General features: G+C 62.8%; 16 protein-coding genes and 1 tRNA gene. 10 read left to right on the forward strand and 7 right to left on the reverse strand.

From position 1 onward, the window contains the following. Positions 1–11 precede the first annotated feature (11 nt). A complete protein-coding gene (gene galE, locus NKJ89_RS07765) occupies positions 12–1,007 on the reverse strand; it encodes a UDP-glucose 4-epimerase GalE (RefSeq protein ID WP_352601293.1) in 996 nt (331 codons plus the stop codon). 267 nt (positions 1,008–1,274) lie between these two features. Here galE and hemA point away from each other — a divergent pair, with 267 nt between their 5' ends. Next, on the forward strand, positions 1,275–2,552 hold the full coding sequence (gene hemA / locus NKJ89_RS07770) for a 5-aminolevulinate synthase (RefSeq protein WP_023758017.1): 1,278 nt from the start codon (positions 1,275–1,277) through the stop codon (positions 2,550–2,552). Positions 2,553–2,600: 48 nt separating this feature from the next. Here hemA and NKJ89_RS07775 read toward each other — a convergent pair whose 3' ends face one another. Beyond that, complete coding sequence (locus tag NKJ89_RS07775) at positions 2,601–3,767, reverse strand: pyridoxal phosphate-dependent aminotransferase (RefSeq protein ID WP_352601295.1); 1,167 nt, start codon at positions 3,765–3,767, stop codon at positions 2,601–2,603. Between the two features lie 110 nt (positions 3,768–3,877). Further along, positions 3,878–4,300 carry a large conductance mechanosensitive channel protein MscL gene (gene mscL, locus NKJ89_RS07780; protein ID WP_013533610.1) on the reverse strand — a complete coding sequence of 141 codons (423 nt, stop codon included), beginning with the start codon at positions 4,298–4,300 and terminating at the stop codon, positions 3,878–3,880. Between the two features lie 339 nt (positions 4,301–4,639). Between mscL and NKJ89_RS07785 the strand changes: the two genes are divergently transcribed. Next, positions 4,640–8,128: a PAS domain-containing hybrid sensor histidine kinase/response regulator gene (locus NKJ89_RS07785; RefSeq protein ID WP_352601297.1), complete on the forward strand. Its 3,489-nt coding sequence runs from the start codon at positions 4,640–4,642 to the stop codon at positions 8,126–8,128. A gap of 115 nt (positions 8,129–8,243) precedes the next feature. Here NKJ89_RS07785 and NKJ89_RS07790 read toward each other — a convergent pair whose 3' ends face one another. Further along, positions 8,244–8,903 carry a response regulator transcription factor gene (locus tag NKJ89_RS07790; RefSeq protein ID WP_352601299.1) on the reverse strand — a complete coding sequence of 220 codons (660 nt, stop codon included), beginning with the start codon at positions 8,901–8,903 and terminating at the stop codon, positions 8,244–8,246. 124 nt (positions 8,904–9,027) lie between these two features. Further along, on the reverse strand, positions 9,028–9,456 hold the full coding sequence (locus NKJ89_RS07795; RefSeq protein WP_352601302.1) for a hypothetical protein: 429 nt from the start codon (positions 9,454–9,456) through the stop codon (positions 9,028–9,030). A gap of 107 nt (positions 9,457–9,563) precedes the next feature. On the opposite strand from NKJ89_RS07795, the gene NKJ89_RS07800 reads away from it, so the two are divergent. Together NKJ89_RS07800 and NKJ89_RS07805 are read left to right on the forward strand one after the other, a co-directional pair. Beyond that, on the forward strand, positions 9,564–9,914 hold the full coding sequence (locus tag NKJ89_RS07800; RefSeq protein ID WP_352601304.1) for a DUF952 domain-containing protein: 351 nt from the start codon (positions 9,564–9,566) through the stop codon (positions 9,912–9,914). Further along, positions 9,911–10,987: a quinone-dependent dihydroorotate dehydrogenase gene (locus NKJ89_RS07805; RefSeq protein WP_352601306.1), complete on the forward strand. Its 1,077-nt coding sequence runs from the start codon at positions 9,911–9,913 to the stop codon at positions 10,985–10,987. Before NKJ89_RS07800 ends, NKJ89_RS07805 begins: the two co-directional genes overlap by 4 nt. Before the next feature lie 543 nt (positions 10,988–11,530). Here the strand turns inward: NKJ89_RS07805 and NKJ89_RS07810 are convergent. Next, complete coding sequence (locus tag NKJ89_RS07810; protein ID WP_352601511.1) at positions 11,531–12,868, reverse strand: MATE family efflux transporter; 1,338 nt, start codon at positions 12,866–12,868, stop codon at positions 11,531–11,533. Positions 12,869–13,000: 132 nt separating this feature from the next. Here NKJ89_RS07810 and NKJ89_RS07815 point away from each other — a divergent pair, with 132 nt between their 5' ends. Then, a complete protein-coding gene (locus NKJ89_RS07815; protein WP_352601308.1) occupies positions 13,001–13,906 on the forward strand; it encodes a histone deacetylase family protein in 906 nt (301 codons plus the stop codon). Here NKJ89_RS07815 and NKJ89_RS07820 read toward each other — a convergent pair whose 3' ends face one another. After that, complete coding sequence (locus NKJ89_RS07820; protein ID WP_352601310.1) at positions 13,907–14,170, reverse strand: DUF6460 domain-containing protein; 264 nt, start codon at positions 14,168–14,170, stop codon at positions 13,907–13,909. A 276-nt stretch (positions 14,171–14,446) separates the two neighbouring features. Here NKJ89_RS07820 and NKJ89_RS07825 point away from each other — a divergent pair, with 276 nt between their 5' ends. The 5 genes from NKJ89_RS07825 to NKJ89_RS07845 all read left to right on the forward strand — a co-directional run bounded on the left by NKJ89_RS07825 (position 14,447) and on the right by NKJ89_RS07845 (position 18,753). After that, entirely contained in the window at positions 14,447–15,436 is a 990-nt protein-coding gene (locus NKJ89_RS07825) for a glycosyltransferase family 2 protein (RefSeq protein ID WP_352601513.1), read from the forward strand. Positions 15,437–15,510: 74 nt separating this feature from the next. Further along, a complete protein-coding gene (locus NKJ89_RS07830; RefSeq protein WP_352601312.1) occupies positions 15,511–15,930 on the forward strand; it encodes a GtrA family protein in 420 nt (139 codons plus the stop codon). Beyond that, positions 15,927–17,417 carry a hypothetical protein gene (locus NKJ89_RS07835; RefSeq protein ID WP_352601314.1) on the forward strand — a complete coding sequence of 497 codons (1,491 nt, stop codon included), beginning with the start codon at positions 15,927–15,929 and terminating at the stop codon, positions 17,415–17,417. The genes NKJ89_RS07830 and NKJ89_RS07835 overlap by 4 nt, the downstream gene beginning before the upstream one ends. 195 nt (positions 17,418–17,612) lie before the next feature. Then, positions 17,613–18,497 carry a PDZ domain-containing protein gene (locus NKJ89_RS07840; protein ID WP_352601316.1) on the forward strand — a complete coding sequence of 295 codons (885 nt, stop codon included), beginning with the start codon at positions 17,613–17,615 and terminating at the stop codon, positions 18,495–18,497. A 182-nt stretch (positions 18,498–18,679) separates the two neighbouring features. Beyond that, positions 18,680–18,753 (forward strand) — tRNA-Gly (locus NKJ89_RS07845). The last annotated feature ends 1 nt before the right edge of the window (position 18,754 follow it).

Raw genomic sequence — 18,754 nt, forward strand, 5'->3', positions numbered from 1 at the left:
GAGAACCTGGCTCAGCCCCGAGCGGAGTTCTTGCCGGTCAGGATGCGCTCCCAGGCGAGCGCGTCGGCAACGATCTGGTCGAGGTCGTCGCGTTGCGGCTCCCAGCCGAGTTCGGCGCGGGCGAGATCCGAATTGGCAACCACCGCTGCGGCGTCGCCGGGACGGCGATCGCCCATCTTCACCTCGAAATCATGGCCGAAGGCACGCCGCACGCTGTCGATGACCTCGAGCACCGAGTAGCCATGGCTATAGCCGCAATTGGCGACGAGGCTTTGTCCGCCGGCGCGCAGCCGCTGAAGGGCCAGGCGGTGCGCCGCCGCCAGATCGCTGACATGGATGTAGTCGCGCATGCAGGTGCCATCCGGCGTCGGATAATCGGTGCCGAACACCTGCATGAACGGCCGCTTGCCGAGCGCCGTCTCGCAGGCGACCTTGATCAGATGAGTGGCGCCCGGCGTCGACTGCCCGGTGCGGCCCTTCGGGTCGGCGCCGGCGACGTTGAAATAGCGCAGCGCGGTATAGCGCAGGCCGTGCGCGATCCCCGCGTCGCGCAGCATCCATTCGCTCATCAGCTTGGACAGGCCATAGGGCGATTCCGGCGCCAGGCGGGCATCCTCGCGCACCGGCTCCAGTCCGGCGCCGCCATAGACGGCCGCGGTCGAGGAAAAGATGAAATTGGGCACGCCTTCGCGCACCGCGGTCTCGATCAGCGTGCGCGTCTTGCAGGTGTTGTTCTCGTAATAGCCAAGCGGATCGGCGACCGATTCCGGGACCACGATCGAACCGGCGAAATGGATGATCGCGTCGACCTTGTTTTCCCTGATGATCGAGCCGACCAATTCCCTGTCGGCGACATCGCCAACCACCAGCTTTGCCTCCGGCGCTACCGCCCATTCGAAGCCGGTCGAAAGACGGTCGAGAACGACCACGCTCTCGCCGGCATCCAGCAGCTCCCAGACCATATGGCTGCCGATATAGCCGGCGCCGCCTGTTACCAAAACTGTCATCCGCGACCTCGCATCTCAAGATTTATCGGAAACTGTCTCAACCCCCGCCTTACTGGAAAGCCTGCCTGGTGGCCATTAGAACTCATGGTAACCAGCATTGTCTGCACGTGGCATCGTCCTGAAACAAAATTGATCCACATCAAGGGAATAGGCCACGATCCGTGGTCGATAGGAACATGTCCGGGGCGTGGCATTTTGACCAGAAAGGCCTGGTGGACGACCAATAGGGCAATGATTATGATCCCGCGCAAAAATTGGGAAGCCGACATGAACTACCAGCGGTTCTTCGAGGAAGCGATCGACCAGCTCCATGCCGAGCGTCGCTACCGCGTTTTCGCCGACCTCGAGCGAATCGCGGGCAAGTTTCCGCGCGCCATCTGGCGTTCCAACGGCCGCGCCGAGGAAATCACCGTCTGGTGCTCCAACGATTATCTTGGCATGGGCCAGCATCCCGATGTCATCGCCGCGTTCCAGGATGCAGCCGGCAGGATGGGCTCGGGCGCCGGCGGCACCCGCAACATTTCCGGCACCAGCAACCCGCTGGTAGAGCTCGAACTGGAGCTTGCCGACCTGCACGAAAAGGAAGCGGCACTCGTCTTCACCTCCGGCTTCGTTTCCAACGAAGCCTCGATCTCGACCATCGCGCGGCTTTTGCCCAATTGCCTGATCATCTCGGACGAACTGAACCACGCCTCGATGATCGAAGGCGTACGGCGCTCGGGCGCCGAGAAGAAGATCTTCCGTCACAATGACGTCGCGCACCTGGAAAGCCTGTTGCAGGCGGCGGGCCGCGAACGCGCCAAGCTGATTATCTTCGAAAGCGTCTATTCGATGGATGGCGACATCGCGCCAATCAAGCAGATCGTCGAGCTCGCCGAGCGCTACAACGCCATGACCTATATCGACGAAGTGCATGCCGTCGGCATGTACGGACCACGCGGCGGCGGCATCACCGAGCGCGAAGGCCTGGCCGACCGCATCGACATCATCGAAGGCACGCTGGCCAAGGCATTCGGCACGCTAGGCGGCTACATCGCCGGCACCAGTGCAGTGATCGACGCCGTACGCTCCTATGCGCCGGGCTTCATCTTCACCACCGCGCTGCCGCCGGCGATCGCGGCTGCCGCGACCGCGTCGATCCGCCATCTCAAGCGCTCGCAGGCCGAGCGCGACGCCCAGCAGCAGCAGGCCGCGAGGACCAAGCAGATACTCTCTGCCGCCGGCCTGCCGGTGATGGACTCGCCGACCCACATCGTGCCAGTCTTGGTTGGCGATCCGGAACTTTGCAAGATGGCCAGCGACCGCCTGCTCGGCGTTCACGGCCTTTACATCCAGCCGATCAACTACCCGACCGTGCCGCGCGGCACGGAGCGGCTGCGCATCACGCCGACGCCGTTCCACTCCGATGCACTGATCGCCGAACTGCAGGACGCGCTGGTCGAGACCTGGGACGCGCTCGGCATTCCCTACGGCTCCGCCGGTCGGCCGTCCGTGGCCAAGAGCGACCGGATCATTCCGCTGCTGGTGCCCAAGTCAGGCGGCTGAAAAACTCTCCTCCGGCGGCCATCTGACGCGGGTTTCTGCGTCAACGGCTCAAACAGTCTTCATCCAATTCGCCAGACGATGCGCCGCTTCCTCGATCTGGTCGAGGCGGCGGTGGAAGCACAGCCTGAGGAAGGCTTCGCCGCCGGGGCCGAAAGCCGTGCCGGGAGCCAGGCCGACATTGGCTTTGTCGACGATGTCGAAGGCAGCAGTGCGTGAATCTGTGATGCCGTCGACCGTGAAGAAAAGATAGAACGCACCTTGCGGCACGGTGAACCGGGCACGGCCGGCGGCGCCCAGAATGCCGCAGACCAGATCGCGCGCCTTGCGCGCCCGCTCTACCTGTTCGGCAACGAAGGCATCGCCTTCATCAAGGGCCGCAACCGCGCCGCGCTGCATGAACTGGGCAACGCCGGAATTCGAATACTGGATCAAGTTCTCGAACACCTGCTGCAGGGACGGATGTGTCTTGATCCAGCCGACACGCCAGCCGGTCATCGCCCAGTTCTTGGAAAAACTGTTGACGTAGAGGATGCGATCCTCCGCCGTCGCGATGTCGAGGAAAGACGGCGCGCGGCCAGGGTCATAGTGGAACAGCGAATAGATCTCGTCGGCGATGATCCAGATATTTTTGGCGCGCGCGAGATCGAGGATTGCCTGCAAGGTCTCGTGATCGGCGGTCCAGCCGGTGGGATTGGACGGCGTGTTGATGAACAGTGCCTTTGTGCGCGGCGTGATCGCCGCTGCGATCTTCTCGACGTCGCAGGACCAGCCATTGCCGGAATGGTCCAGCGTGACCGCAACAGGAATGGCTCCCGCTATCGCCGCGGCGGAGTCGAAATTCGGCCAAGCCGGTGACAGATAAACCACCTCGTCGCCGGCGCCGGCGAGCGCGTCGAGCGCCAGCTGGATGGCATGCATGCCGGATCCGGTGACGATGAATTGTTCCTCCGGGAAGGTTTTGCCGAAATGCCTGGCGTAGTAGCGGGAAAGCGCCTGCCTGAGATCGGGGATGCCTTTCTGCCAGGTGTAGAACGTTTCGCCGCCGGCTAGCGCCTTCGACGCGGCATCGGTGATGAACGGAGGCGTCGGCAGGTCGCCCTCACCGGCCCAGAGCGGGATCATGCCCTCGCGCAAGCGGCCGTAATTGACCACGGCGACAATGCCGCTTTCGGGCGCGGCGCGGGCTTCGGCGCGAAGACTGTCGATCAGGGTCATGGGCGGATCCGTTCCGATCTCGGGCGTTGATCAGCGCTCCTTACCAGATGCGAAAACAGAAAACCCCGGCCGCCAACGACCGGGGTTTTGGTCCAGAGGAGCTGATCCGTCTATCTTCTGGCGAGCAAGTCGCGAATTTCGGTGAGCAGTGCGACATCGGCAGGCGGCGGAGCGGCCGGTGCAGCGGGCTTCTCGCGTTCAAGCCGCTTGCGCATGTTGTTCACCGCCTTGACCATCAGGAAGATGATGAAAGCGAGGATAAGGAAGTTCAACGCCACGGTTATGAAGCTGCCATACGCGAAAACAGCGCCTTGCTTCTTAGCGTCTGCCAGCGAGGTGGCGTTGACGGCCGAGGAGAGCCCAAGGAAATAGTTGTTGAAATCCAGGCCGCCGAAAATCGCGCCGACGATCGGCATGATGATGTCGTTGACGAGGGAATCGACGATCTTGCCAAAGGCCGCGCCGATGATGACGCCGACCGCAAGGTCCATCACATTGCCCTTGGAAATGAATTCCTGGAACTCTTTCAGCATTCGACCCTCCTTGTCATGACCGGCCGAGCTGCCGTTTCCCGTCCTCAGGCATCGACCCGAGGACAAACATAACAAAAACCTCCGGTTGCAACATCGGCAAAAAGCAGGAAGCAACCGGTTTCTCCTTCCCGGACGGCCGCCCGGCAAAGCGCGTCACGCCGTGCTTTGGGCCGCTTGTTCTTGCGCATGCCGTTGCCCAAAACTGCCGCGCTCCTTGGTCGACATGCATCGGAAATCACAGCCTTCATGCATCCAAAGCCGTGATGGACTCAGAAGCCAAGCTGTGATTGCGTCTGGGCAAGCCGGGTTGAAATTCGGCACAAGGAGGATATTGCCGGCGTGCAGGGCTTGTTCATCGTCATCATCGCGATCGCCTATGTGACGCTGCTGTTCGCCATCGCCAGCCTGGGCGACCGCCGCTCGGCCATTTCCGAGCCAAGCCGGGCCCGCCCCTTCATCTATGCGCTCAGTCTGGCGATCTACTGCACGTCATGGACGTTCTTCGGCTCGGTCGGCCTCTCCTCCGAACGCGGCCTCGAATTCCTCGGCATCTATACCGGCCCGGTGCTGGTGTTCGTGTTCGGCTTTCCGCTGCTCAACCGCATCGTCCGGCTGGCCAAGACCGAGAAGATCACCTCGATCGCCGACTTCCTCGGCGCCCGCTACGGCAAGAGCTTCACTGTCGCGGCGATCGCCACGCTGATCGCCACCATCGGCGCGGTGCCCTATATCGCGCTGCAGTTGAAGGCGATCTCCGGTTCGGTCAGCCTGATGGTCGAGCACTATACGGGATCGCCGCCCTCCTTCGATCCCTTCGTCAGCGACATCTCGCTGGTCGTCGCCATGCTGCTGGCGCTGTTTGCGGTGTTGTTCGGCACACGCCACGCCGACGCCACCGAACACCAGGACGGGCTGGTGCTGGCGGTTGCGGTGGAAACCGTGGTCAAGCTTGCCGCTTTCCTGGCGATCGGCCTGATGGTCACCTTCCTGATCTTCGGCGGCCCGGGCGATATGTTCGACAAGCTTGCCCAGAATGCGCAGGTTCGGCAGGCGATGAGCTACAACACCTCGCTGGCCACCTGGCTGGTGCTGACTTGCCTGAGCGGCTTTGCCATCGTGATGCTGCCGCGGCAGTTCTACGTCACCATCGTCGAGAACCGTGGCGAGGCCGAATTGCGCACCGCGACATGGGTGTTTCCGCTCTACCTCGTAGCGATCAATCTGTTCGTGCTGCCGATCGCCTTTGCCGGCCTGTCGCTGGTCGGCACGGGGACCAGCAGCGATCTCTACGTGCTGTCGCTGCCCTTGTTCAGCGGTCATGACGTGCTGGCGATGGCGGCCTTTATCGGCGGGCTGTCGGCGGCAACCGCCATGGTGATCGTCGAGAGCGTGGCGCTGTCGATCATGATTTCCAACGACCTCGTCATTCCGCTGTTCGTGCGCCGCCTGCTCAAGACATCGACCTCCGAGAACGAAGATTGGTCGACGCTCATCCTCAACGTGCGGCGCGGGGCGATCTTCATCCTGCTGTTCATCGCCTTCCTCTACTATCGCGAGAGCACCAACAGCGTGCGCCTGTCGTCGATCGGCCTGATGTCGTTCGCGGCCATCGCCCAATTCGCGCCGGCGCTGATCGGCGGGCTGATCTGGCGCGGCGCCAATGGCCGGGGTGCGGCGCTGGGCATGGTCGCCGGCATTCTCGTCTGGGGCTACACGCTGCTGTTTCCATCGCTTGCCGCATCCGATACCGGCGTCATCGTGCACGGGCTATTTGGCTTCGAGGCGTTACGGCCGCAGGCCCTGTTCGGCACCGTCGCCGAACCGCTGAACCACGGCGTGTTGTGGAGCCTGTCGATCAACGCGGTGTTCTTCGTGCTGGGTTCCCTCTCGCGCGCATCGGTTCCGCTGGAACGCATCCAGGCGTCGATCTTCGTGCCTCGCGATGCCGGTCCGATGCCCAGCCTGCGCCGCTTCCGCACCGCCATCACCGTCAACGACCTCAAGGATACGATCGGACGCTACCTCGGCGTCGAGCGCACCGAGCGCTCCTTCGAGTCGTTCGAAAGGACCAACGGCACTTCGCTGCACGGCAACGAGCAGGCGAGCATGGACGTCATCCGCTTTTCCGAGCAACTGCTGGCCAGCGCCGTCGGTTCCTCCTCGGCACGGCTGATCCTGTCGCTGCTGTTTCGACGCCACGACCGCGAATCCAGTGACGCCTTTCGCTTGCTCGACGACGCCACCGAGGCGCTGCAGCACAACCGCGACCTGCTTCAGATTGCGCTCGACCAGATGGAGCAAGGCATCACTGTCTTCGATCGCGACTTCCGCCTGATCTGCTGGAACCGGCAGTACCGGGCGCTTTTCGACCTGCCCGACGAGATGGGCCAGGTCGGCGTCTCGCTCGACCGCATCCTGCGCCATCTTGCCGAACGCGGCGACATCCCTGCCGACCAGCGCGTGGCCATGCTCAACCGGCTGACCAGTTTCGTCAGCCCATGGCAGATGGAGCTGAAGACCAGCGGCCGCATCCTGGAGCTGCGCTCCAACCCGATGCCGGACGGCGGCATCGTCGCCACCTATGCAGACATTTCCGGACGCGTCGAGCAGGATCTGGCGCTGAAACGGGCCAATGAATCGCTGGAGCAGCGCGTCAAGACCCGCACCATGGAGCTGACGCGGGTCAACGAGGAGCTGGCGCAGGCGCAGATGCTCGCCGAAGAGGCCAATCTCGGCAAGACGCGCTTTCTCGCCGCCGCTGGCCACGACATCCTGCAGCCGCTGAACGCCGCCCGGCTCTATTGCTCATCGCTGATCGAGAAAGCCGGCAAGGGGCCTGCCGGCAAGGCAGCGGTCAACATCGAATCCTCGCTGGAATCGGTCGAGACCATCCTTGGCGCCGTGCTCGACATCTCCCGCCTCGACGCCGGCGCGATGAGGCCGGACGATACAGCCTTCAACCTCGACGGATTGCTGCGCCAGATCGGCAACGACTTTCGGCCGCTCGCAGCCGAAAAGAAGCTCGAGTTGACGATCATGCCGTCATCGCTGACCGTGACGACGGACCGCAATTTGTTGCGCCGCCTGATCCAGAACCTCGTCTCCAACGCCATCAAATACACGCGCCATGGCCGTGTGCTGGTTGGCGTCAGGCGGCGCGGCGAACTGGCCGAGATCCAGGTGATCGACACCGGAATCGGCATCGCCGGCGACAAGCTGAACACCGTCTTTCGCGAATTCACCCGGCTCGACGAAGGCGCGCGGGAAGCCGAGGGCCTCGGCCTCGGCCTCTCCATCGTCGACCGCATCGCTCGGGTGTTGCGCCTGGAGATCCGGATCTTTTCCAATCCGGGCAAGGGTACGCGCTTTTCCGTCATCCTGCCGGTGGCGGCCGTGCAGGAGCCGCGACGCGAAATCGAAACCAGGGCTCCTGCCCGCGCGACGGCTTCGCTGGCCGGGTTGCACGTGCTGTGCATCGATAACGACGCCCGCATCCTCGACGGCATGCGGCTCCTGCTCGAAGGCTGGGGCTGCAACGTCGATACGGTGTCCGGCTCAAAGGATCTGGAGAGTTCTGCGATGCCCCGCCCGGACATCGTCCTTGCCGACTACCATCTCGACGGCGAAACCGGTCTCGATATCATCGCCAGACTGCGCGCGATCCATGGCGATGACCTGACGGCCGTGCTGGTCACCGCCGACCGTTCTAACGAGGTGCGCACGGCCGCGGGCGAGCTTGAGATTCCGGTGATCAACAAGCCGCTCAAACCGGCGGTGCTACGCTCGATGATGGCCAGGGTCAGGCCGCTGGCATCGGCGGCCGAATAACGTCAAAAGGCGGCCCGCCATCAGTTCCGCGAGCTCCAACGCGCGACCGATCGGGCGGACCGAGGTTCAGTACTTTGATTGAATAGTATTCTGATCGAACAGGGCGCCCTGGCGATCAGCTCGCCGGCTGCAGCGGGTCGCTGCCGATCTTGGACAGGAGGATCACCGCCTGGGTGCGGCTGTCGACGCCGAGCTTCTGCAGGATGGCGGAGACATGCGCCTTGATGGTCGCCTCCGAGACGCCGAGTTCATAGGCGATCTGCTTGTTGAGCAAGCCCTCGGCCAGCATGCCGAGCACGCGGGTCTGTTGCGGCGTCAGCGCCTGGAGGCGCTTGATCAGGTCTGATATTTCGGGATCGCGCTCGACGCCGAGATCGACCCCGACGGGCGCTGCAATATCGCCGGCAAGCACTGACTGCACGGCGCTGCGGATCTCCTCCATGCTGGCCGATTTGGAGATGAAGCCGGAAGCGCCGAGATCGAGCGCCCGCCTGATGGTCGCCGGATCGTCGTGCGCCGACACCACGACCAGTGGCACCGCCGGATGGATACCACGCAGCGAGATGAGGCCGGAGAGGCCGCTGGCACCCGGCATCGACAGGTCGAGCAGCACCAGATCGACATCCTCGTTGGCCACGACCAGCGCCTTGGCGCTCTCGAAATCGCCGGCCTCGTGGATGGCGGCGACATTGCCGATGCCGGCGAGCGCTTCGCGCAGCGCACCGCGAAACAGTGGGTGATCGTCGGCGATGACGAAAGAATAGCCCGACGGCAAATGTCCCTCCCCGAATCCCACGATGATTTTTAGCCTTTCCGGGATCAGTTGGACGATTATGAGGGGCGGCGCGCTGTTTTCAAGCGGCAAAGCCAGCGCGCCGCGTTTTCCCTCGTTGGAGCCCTCAAGTCTTCTGCGAGTTGAGCTGGGCGCCGTCGTCCTTGTCCATATCCTTGACGATGCCCATGAAGCCACGCAGGAACCGCTCCATGTAGCTCATCGTCTTGTTGAAATCCTCTTCGCTCGGCAGTTTCGATTCGAGGCGGGCGGAGAGCGAATTCTCGAGCTTGGTGACGCGCTCGTCCATCGCCTTCATCGAGGTCTGCAAGCGGTCGACCTCGTCCTGAAAGGCGGCGCGCTCGTCGGCCGCCACCTTGCAGACGAGCTGGCCGGACTGTTCCTCGCAGATCGACATGGCGCCGGTCTGGGTATCCATGCGGACATAGCCGTTATCAGACTTTTCCAGCCGGTAGCGGTCGGTTTCTTCCGAATAAGCTGAAGCCGCGACCAGCGAAACGAGCGCGGCGGGGATCAAGATGTGCTGCAGACGCATGTTGTCCTCCATGGCCAAGGCCTGAAATATCGCATGTTTGCGCCGGAAATGGGGAAGACCCTTGGCGTGGCCTTTCCCGCGTGGCTGGTTCGGACTATAGCGCAACCATGTCTCAAATTATCTACAAGATAACCCCGCAAGCGCCTTGGCGCGAGGCCGAAACAAACGGCCGCTTCACCGGCGCGCCGATCGATGTCGCCGACGGCTTCATCCATTTTTCCACGGCAGCGCAGGTCAAGGAAACGGCGGCAAGGCACTTTGCCGGCCAGACCGACCTTCTGCTGGTCGCCATCGACGGCGCTAGCCTGGGTGCTGCTTTGAAATACGAGGTCTCGCGCGGAGGCGCGCTGTTTCCGCATCTTTATGGTCCGCTCGACCTCAACGCCGTGCTGTGGGTGCGACCGCTGCCGCTTGGCGCAGACGGCGTGCACCAGTTCCCGGCACTGGAGGGGCAATGAGCATGCTCGACCGGCTCGGCCAGAGGCTGCTGTTCGCCTTCGATCCGGAAACCGCGCATGGCCTGTCAATCACGGCGCTGCGATGCGGCCTGCCGGTCGGGGGACGGACGACACGCGATGCGCGGCTGACGGTCAGCCTTTGCGGGCTCGATTTTCCCAACCCGCTTGGCATGGCCGCCGGCTACGACAAGAACGCCGAAGTACCCGACGCGCTGCTTGGCCTCGGCTTCGGCTTTGCCGAGGTCGGCACGGTCACGCCACTGCCACAGGCCGGCAACCCGAAGCCGCGCATCTTCCGGCTGACGGCCGACGACGCGGTGATCAACCGGCTGGGCTTCAACAATGAAGGCCATGCAGCGGCCGAAAAGCGCCTTGCCGCCCGCAAGGGTCGCCCTGGCATTGTCGGCGTCAACATCGGCGCCAACAAGGACAGCACCGACCGCGTCAGTGACTATGAGCGCGGCGTTGCCCGTTTCGCGCGATACGCCAGCTATCTCACCGTCAACATCTCCTCGCCCAACACGCCGGGCCTGCGCAATATGCAGGCGCGCGAGCAGCTTGGTGAGCTCTTGTCGCGGGTCATGGCAGCGCGCGCCGCGGCAACAGCTCAGCCGCCGGTGTTCCTCAAGATCGCCCCGGATCTGCTCGAGGCGGAGTTGGAGGACATCGCCGCCGAGGTCACCGAGAAACGGATCGACGGTGTCATCGTCTCCAACACCACAATCTCCCGGCCGGCGCTGCGCAGCGGCAACGCCGCGCGTGAGACCGGCGGGCTCTCGGGCAAGCCCTTGTTCGATCGCTCGACCATCGTTCTGGCCAGGATGCGCAAACTGCTCGGGCCGGAGCTTGCCATCATCGGTGTCGGCGGCGTCGATTCCACCGACACGGCACTGGAAAAGATCCGGGCTGGCGCCGATCTCGTCCAGCTCTACACCAGCATGATCTACGCCGGGCCGGCACTGCCGGGCCGGATCGTCGCCGGAATGGTCCGTTTCGTCGAAAAAGAACGGCTGAAGTCGATTTGCGAGTTGCGCGACAGCCGCCTCGACTTCTGGGCGTCCAAGCAACTCTGAACTGCTCTCAGGAGCGTAGATTGCGACTGACGGCCCGCTCGCAGATGGTGCTGCCGCCGATGGCAGGCAAAACCCCGAAGAGAAGCAACTGTGCGGTTCCTCCGATGCCAGAAACCGCGGAGAGAATGAACGCAGCGAGCAATCCCAGCGCCGCGCCCAAGACATATGGCAGGTAGCTTCGCATAAGCTCACCCTGGAACAATTGGTGCATCAAGTCTGTTGGAAGTCGACTGGAAGTGCAAGTTCACCCGACGGCGCAGCAGGGCAACGAATTCGGGTTAACGGGTTCCTTCGGAGCCTTCGCCGGCGCGTAGGCTGACGGAGCATTAAACGAAAAACCCGCCTGAGCGGCGGGTCACTGGCGCAAATCAGCACCATGGACGAATATGTACCATAGCTGAGGGCACGAAATCAAGAAAAAATTCCTATCGCAAAAAGCTACCGGCACAAAAGTTGCCGACACCGCCGAACTGGCTGCCGCCAGGCCATTGCTGACCTGGGGTTCGGAGCTCTGGACGGCGCAGGCCCTTCCGGGGGCACTGTCTAAAACGCGGTTCGCACCCTGAGCCGCAGGATCGTCAGCAGGCTGAAGCCGCGTGCGAGCAGGAAAACGTGCAACGCCGCCCAAAGTCCATTGTTGCCGAAGGCTGGCGCAAGAGTCAGCAGCGCGGCCGCGAAAACGAGGAACGACAGCAGCATCATGTTGCGCATGTCGCGCGACCAGGTCGCGCCAATGAACACGCCATCCATTTGGAACGCCAGCACACCGCTCAGCGCGGTGAATGCCGCCCACGGCAGGTAGATGTCGGCCATCGAACGGACTTCCTCCGATGTCGTCACAAGAGCGACCAGACCGGCGCCGCCAAACAGCAGCACCAGCGTCGCGGCACCCGCCAGCCCGAACCCCCAGAACAGGGTCAGCCGCACCGCCTCGCGGAAGGGCGCAGCGGCACGCGCGCCGACGGCACGACCGGCCAGCTGTTCGGCGGCGGTGGCAAAGCCATCGAGAAAGTAGCCGGCAACGAGAAAGAAATTCATCAGTACGGCGTTGGCGGCCAGCGTCACCGTACCGAACTGCGCGCCTTGGCGGGTGAACAGCGCGAAGGCGGCGAGCAGCGAGAATGAGCGGATCATGATGTCGCGGTTGAGCGACAGCATGCGCACAAAGGCAGCCATGTCGAGCAGGCGATGGCGCGGCAAGGGCGGGGCCGCCCGGAACCGGCGGATGACGATCGCCAGGCCGAGCAGCATGGCAAGGAACTCACCGGTCACGGTCGCCCAGGCGACGCCGACGACGCCCCAGCCTAGTTCCAGGCCGAGCAGGAAGCAGAGCGCGATGTTGATGCCGTTCAGCACCAATTGCAGCATCAAACCGAGTCCGCCCTCGCCGCGCCCCAGCACATAACCGAGAACGGCATAGTTGATCAGTGAGAAGGGTGCGGCGAGCAGCCTGATCCTGATGTAGACGCCCATCGCCTCGCTGACGCGCGGTTCGGCGCCCATGAACTTCTGCCCGGCGATGGCGACCAGGGGCGCAAGTGCCGCGAGCACGATGCCGGCGACAACCGCGATCAGCACGGCGCGCCAGAAAACCGCCTGTTCCTCCAGCGCATCGCCGCGCCCGAACGCCTGGGCGACGAGACCGGTGGTGCCCGAGCGCAGGAAATTGAAAGTGGTGAAGACGACGTCGAAGATGAGCGCGCCGGCCGCCAGGCCGCCGAGCAAGGCGGCGTCGCCGAACTGTCCGACAACAGCTGTGTCGACCAGGCCGAGCATCGGCGTCGTCAGATAGGCAAGCGTCATCGGCACCGCGATGGCCAGCACGGAACGGTTGGTGACGACAAAGTATCTGGCGTCGGCTGGGGTTACACCCTTGTCCAAGGATTGCTGCCTTGCTGATTGCTGCTTGATCGAACCGCCGGTGTGCCCCATTTTCCCGGCATCGCGCAATCACTCTTCCCGCGAAGGCCAACCGAATTTCCCGGTCTGGCGCGAGCCTGCCGGATCCAGTTCATGCCTTTGCAGATCGTCCATCACCCCGACTACGACGCCGGCTTCGCGGTCAACCATCGCTTTCCGATGAGCAAATACCCGCTGCTGATGGAGGCACTGCGCGCACGCGGTCTGGCCGGGCCCGACGCGCTCAACTCCGCGGAACCCGCGCCGGCGTCATGGCTGAAGCTTGCTCATGCGGCCGACTATGTCGACCAGGTCATCAGTTGCTCCGTGCCCGAGAAGATCGAACGCGAGATTGGTTTTCCGATCGGGCCTCGTGTCTCGCTGCGCGCGCAGCTTGCCACCGGCGGCACGGTGCTGGCGGCGCGGCTCGCCCTGCGCCACGGGATCGCCTGCAACACCGCCGGCGGTAGTCATCATGCGCGGCATGCGCAAGGTGCGGGCTTTTGCACCTTCAACGATGTCGCCGTCGCATCGCTGGTCTTGCTCGCCGAAGGCGCCGCCACAAACATCCTGGTGGTCGATCTCGACGTGCATCAGGGTGACGGCACTGCGGATATTCTCGCTAATGATCCGCGCGTGTTCACCTTTTCCATGCATGGCGACCGCAACTACCCTGTGCGCAAGGTCGCCTCCGACCTCGATGTCGCGCTGCCCGATAGCACGGGTGACGCCGCTTACATGGAAAGGCTCGCCGCCACCCTGCCGGAACTGTCCGCCAAAGCGCATTGGGACATCGTCTTCTACAATGCTGGCGTCGACGTCCATGCCGAAGACCGGCTTGGCAGGCTGTCGCTATCGGATGACGGGCTGCGCGCGCGCGACGATATGGTCATCCGCCATTTTCGCGCGCTGGGCATTCCCGTCTGCGGCGTCATCGGCGGCGGCTATTCCATGGACGTGCCCGCACTGGCGGCGAGGCACGCCATCCTGTTCGAGGTGGCGTCGGACTATGCCCGGTAGCTACTTCCGATAGTTGGCAAGCCTCAGCAGGATGAAGGCCGGCACGACGACCGCCGCACCGAGCAGGATGTAGCCGAAGAAGCGGTCGATGGCGTGGAAGCCAAGATTCCACAGGTCGATGAAGAACTTCCGGATGCCGTAGAACACATCCATCGGCGACCAGCCGAAGGCATTCATGACCAGGCCGACAAGGAACGACACGACCAGCAGTTTCAGGATCACCTTGAGCGGCGAGTCGCCGAGAAAGCGTGTCAGTGCGGACAAGGCCCGTCTCCAGATTGAGGTACCCAGACTCGAGGGCGTCGGCCAGACATACGCACTTGGCTTGCCGGCTTCAAGCCGGCAGTTTTGCGGATGGCGAACACCTCGAGCGAGGCATTGGCGTGGCCGCAAGCAGTGCCAAGGCGTGGCGGCCGGCCGACGGCCGCGTCCGATCCCGCTGGCTTATCTGTTTTCTAACCAATTGCCGCTATTCCCAATCGAATAGCGGGAGCAAGGCCTTTGGTGGAGACGCAGAAAAACACCGCGCGACGCGGCGTCATGCTGTCGGTTGTGGTCCCATGCTATAATGAGCTGGACGGGGTGGCCGAACTTCATCGACGGGTGACGGCGGCATGCCTGGAACAGGGCTCCTCGTATGAGATCGTCCTTGTTATCGATGGCGCCACCGACGGCTCGCGCGATGCTATTTTCAAGCTGGCCGAAAAGGACGACCACGTCGTCGCCATCGACCTTGCCCGGAACTACGGCCACCAGATCGCGTTGAGCGCGGGGCTCGAATTCTGCCGCGGCCAGCGCATTCTCATTCTCGATGCCGACCTGCAGGATCCGCCTGAATTGCTCGGCGCGATGATGGCGAAGATGAACGAAGGCTTCGATGTCGTTTACGGCCAGAGGCTGAGCCGTGACGGGGAAAGCTGGTTCAAGCTCACCTCCGCTTCGATATTCTATCGCTTGCTGCGCCGCATGGTCGACGTCGACATAGCCCCGAATTCCGGGGATTTCCGGCTGATGAGCCGCCGCGCGCTCGACCATCTGAACGCGATGCCCGAGCGCTACAGGTTCATTCGCGGCATGGTGAGCTGGATCGGGCTGAAACAGGTGGCTTTCCCCTATGAGCGGCACCGGCGCTTTGCCGGCACCACCCACTATCCCCTGAAGAAAATGGTTCTTCTGGCGATCGACGCGATGACCAGCTTTTCCATCGCGCCCCTGCGGTTCGCCTCGCTGCTCGGAATGATGTTCGGGCTTCTGGGTCTGTTCGTGCTCGGCTACACGCTGTTGGAATGGTCGGTCGGAAACGTGCTGCCCGGCTGGACCAGCCTTGCCGCGATCATGCTGATCCTCGGCAGCGTCCAGCTCATGGTGCTTGGCATCTTCGGCGAGTATCTCGGGCGCATGTACATGGAGACAAAGCGGAGGCCGCTCTACTTCGTCAACGAGGTCGTTTCGCGCAGCCAGGCAGCCGAGGACGGGGAACTGCCCGTCCATCGCTTGCAGGAGATGGCAAAGAGGGCCGCACGTGCTTGAGGCGGAGTTCGACCGGGCGCAGCGGGAACGGCATGGGCAGGATGCGATCGGCTTTTCCGTGTGATTTCTCGCGGATGCTGCGATTTGGTGCCATCGGGCTCCTTAACACGGCGCTCGGATATACGCTCATCCTGGCTGGGCTGGCGCTCGGCTTCGGCGATGTCGCCTCCAACGCGGCGGGCTATGCCGCCGGCCTCACCCTCGGTTTCTTCCTCAACAGCCAATGGACATTCAGCCGTGCCGGTCGCTTTCGCCCAGGCGCGGTCGTGCGATACGCGATCACCTTCCTTATCGCCTACGGTGCCAACCTGGGCGTCGTGGTCACCGCCATGTCTGCCGGCTACATCGAAAACCCGTTGGTCCATCTGGCGGGAAACTGCCTTTACTCAGTCATCTTCTATGTCGGCTCGGCCCGTTTCGTGTTCGTCGGCAGCGCGGATGATCCCGATCCCTTGACCGGAAAGAACGCAAAATGGCCTGGAGCTGCGACATGAACCAGACCAAGGCAATCTTGCTGGCCACGCCGTCAATCGAGGACGCACAGCGCACCCGGCTGGTCTTCTGCCTGCTCGCGGCCTTGGCGATGGCGGGGGCCCTGGCTGCCCAGGCCGGTGCCACCCTGCAGGATCCCGACAGTTGGTGGCACGTCAAGGTCGGGCTGGATTTCCTGGCAAACCGGACATTTCCGATGGTCGACCCTTATTCCTACACGTTTGCCGGCCAGCCATGGATTGCCAAGGAATGGCTGGGGCAGATCCTGCTGGCTCTTGCCTACCGGGCAGGAGGCTGGAACGGGGTGGTCACCCTTATCATCACCTCGATTTCCCTGACGGTTTTCCTGATGGGGTGGTTTCTCAGCGCGTGGCTGAAGCCGATCCTGGCGATTACACTGGCCTTCGCCGTGGTGTTCCTGATCAACCCGATCTTCACGGCGCGCCCGCATGTCTTCACTTTCCCGATCATCGTCATCTGGACGGAGATGCTCTTTCGTGCGGCACGGGAAGAACGGGCGCCGCCCTGGTGGCTGCTCGTGCTGGTCGTGTTGTGGGCGAACCTGCACGCCACCTTCACCTTGAGCTTCGTCATCGCGGCTTTCGCCGGTCTCGATCTGCTGGCGCGCACGGGCCTGTCAAAACCGGCCCTCCTGGCGAAATGGATCGCATTCGGCCTGCTTTGCCCACTGGTCAGCCTGATGCATCCCTACGGCGTGAAAGCCATCCTAGCCACGCTCACCGTCGCCTACGGCAACGAGGCGGTGCCGCTGATCATGGAATGGAAACCGTTCAGCCAGCCGGACAGCCCCGTCCAGGAAGTTGCGATACTGCTGGCGCTTTTCGGGCTTCTGGTGTCACGGTTGCGGATTGGCTGGGCCAAGGCGTTGTTCGTCGTCTTCACCTTGCATGTCTATCTCGCCCATGTGCGTTTCATGTATCTGTTCTTCCTGCTGGTTCCCCTGGTGATCGCGGTCGATGTCGCGCAGCAATATCCCTCTCTTTCAGCCACCGCATGGCTGGTGGAAATGCGCGACAGACTGGAAACATTCCTCGCAAGGCGGTTCTACGGGATCTGCGGTGCGGCGGCCGTCTTAACGATCGGCGGGATCGGCCTGCTCAGCAGTGCCTATCAGGTCGCGCCGAGCCCGAAGACGTCGGCCAGCGGCGCGCTGGCCTTCGCAGAAGGCCACCATCTGTCCGGCAACGTGCTGAATTCCTACAATTTCGGCGGCACGCTGATTTTCCACGGCATCAAGACCTATATCGACGGACGGACGGACCAACTGTTCCTGGGCGGATTCACAAAAACCGATGACGAAACGGGACACAGCGACGGCAAGCCGCTCCTCGAGGCCCGGCTGAAGAAATACGCGATAGGCTGGGCACTGCTGTCGACCGGCGACAGCCGTATTCCCTTCTTCGACCAGCTGGGCTGGAACCGGGCCTATGCGGACGATTACGCGGTGATCTACCTGCCCGGCGCCTGATCCTGCCGCGTGCCGGCGCGAACCGGCTTCGCCAGCATTCGAACCTTGGCATCCGGCCTGCACTGATCGTCAGAAAAAATCAGAGAAATAGTCCGGGAAAGTCGTCGGCGTTAACTTCATGCCTGGCTAATTCATGCTATCGCTGCCGGCTGGTGATGCTGGAGGGCTGGCATCCCACAGGGGATGACGTCAATTATGTTTATGTTAAAGCGACGGGTCGGAAAATTTTCCAGGGCCGTTTTCAGTCTGGCCTGGGCGCTGCATCTGGCAGCAATTCCGATTTCCTATTCGACAAACGCATACGCGCTCAACGGCGATGTCAAGCTGCCCAAGCCTTATATTTCCAGGGCGATCGAAGCGGTCCTGCTGCCAATCAATGGCACTGTACGCAAGGAGTTCAAACTCAAGCCACACGCCCACGGCGTCCTTGTGCTGTCGGTGAAGCCTGGTGGCACCGGCGAAAAGCAAGGCATCAAGCCGGGCGATGTGATTGCCAAGGTCCACGGCCACAAGATCTACAAGCCGATCGATGTCGATACGGTGGTCTACCATTGGGCCAAAGCAGGCAAATCCGACTTCCGATTCGACTGCTATCGCGATGGCAAGTCCTACAACTCCAACGGCACGATCACGCTTAGCAGCTACGAAACCGCCGTCGATGTCGTCACTGTCGCAACGTGGACAAGCTGGTCCGTCGCAACTGCCTTCAGCTATTCGGAGTTCTACAGCGAATATAGCCAGGAGATGACTGCCACCTACGAATCATCCGAGACGACGGTGGAGGCGACCGCCTCTTCCGAGGAATTCACCTCCGAGGCCAACAGCGAGGCTACCGACGAAAGCGCGGACAGCAAAGCGGACGCGACAACTGACGGCGCGAGCGATTCGGCGACGGAGCCGAGCGATCAGGCAGAGGCTTCCGGAACCGACGACACCGATGCTCCCGCCGCGGAAGACAATTCTGACGGCGGCGACGATGGCGATGCCGCCGACGACAGTTCCGGCGACGATGATTCCGGTGGCGGGGACGACGGCGGTGGGGATGACGGCGGTGGCGACGATAGCGGTGACGACGAGTAATCCGCCAGCCTGAGCGCTACCGGATCGGCAGAGATATTCAGATGTTGGGTTCGAGCGCACGGCAATCGCTTCGGGCTAATTTTCACCTTGCCGATGTCGACACTCAGTCTGACGCGATTGGCCTAGGTTCGGGCGGCTTTGCGGTTGCCCGAGCCTGTGCCGTCATGATAACCAGAACGCGCGCGGGTATGATGTAATGGTAGCTTGTCAGCTTCCCAAGCTGAACGCGCGGGTTCGATTCCCGCTACCCGCTCCAG

It is taken from the genome of Mesorhizobium sp. M0047, from assembly GCF_040323315.1.
Classification (GTDB): Bacteria; Pseudomonadota; Alphaproteobacteria; order Rhizobiales; family Rhizobiaceae; genus Mesorhizobium.